Source organism: Xanthomonas cucurbitae, from assembly GCF_002939885.1.
Taxonomy (GTDB): domain Bacteria; phylum Pseudomonadota; class Gammaproteobacteria; order Xanthomonadales; family Xanthomonadaceae; genus Xanthomonas; species Xanthomonas cucurbitae.
Window position 1 is genome coordinate 1 of record NZ_MDED01000112.1, and the last position, 887, is coordinate 887.

2 pseudogenes are annotated in these 887 nt (G+C 62.3%); both read right to left on the reverse strand.

Going from position 1 to position 887, the window contains the following annotated elements:
* A pseudogene (locus XcuCFBP2542_RS18955) lies at window positions 1-316 on the reverse strand (hypothetical protein); the annotation flags it as partial.
* A 64-nt stretch (window positions 317-380) separates the two neighbouring features.
* A pseudogene (locus XcuCFBP2542_RS18960) lies at window positions 381-887 on the reverse strand (VirB4 family type IV secretion/conjugal transfer ATPase); the annotation flags it as partial.

Genomic DNA, 887 nt, shown 5'->3' on the forward strand with positions numbered 1-887 from the left:
CGCACACCTGCTTCTGCACGCCAGACACCGGCGTGCCCGAGGTGGAGGAGGCGCACCCGCTCACCCCGAAGTCGTCGGGCACCTTCTTCAACTCCTCCTTGGGCTTTTCCACTTCCTTGCCGCTGGACTCCTCGCCATCGCCCTTGCCGACCTTCTGGTTATCCAGCATCTGGTCGGCTGTCTTGTTGAGCTCCTTGTCCACCACCTCCCACTGCGCGCTGGCCGTGCCCGCCATGCACAGCAGCGCCAGTCCCATCAAGAGCCGGGAAACCTGCCTGAAGTTGGTTGTCATGATGTTCTTTGCCTCCTGCGACATAATCGAATGTGGTGCCACATGCATCAGCTGCGATGGTGTGGATGGTGTTGATGGCCTCGATGAACTACGCATCCTCCACCTCCTTGTCCTTGACCGAGCTGCGCTTGCCCGAGCCCTTGCGGTTGGCATAGAACTCGGCCAGCCACTGCTCCGGCGTCAGTTGGTCCATGCTCACGCCCAGCTTGCTCGCCTTGCCCGCCAGCACCTGGTGCAGGATCTCGATGTTGTCGGTCGAGGAGGAGATCACCGCCAACGCATCGTCCATGCCGCGCAGGTTGAGCTGGCACACCGCCGAGGCGTGGCCTTGCTTGACCAGGAAGCAGCGCGAGCGCTCGTCCAGCGACACCACCACCTGGTACTCGGCATCGGTCAGCTTGAGCCCGTCGATGTAGTCGTCGCGGCTGGCATTGGGGTTGGGCAGCAACACCATCGTGGCGGTCTGCTCGATCAGCGCTGCGGCAATGTCGCTGGCCAGCGCATCTTCCGGGCTCTGCGTGGCGAAGATCCCCAGGCCGTTCTGCTTACGGATGGTCTTCTGCTTGTTCTTGGCAAATTCCTTCAGCCCGCCCTT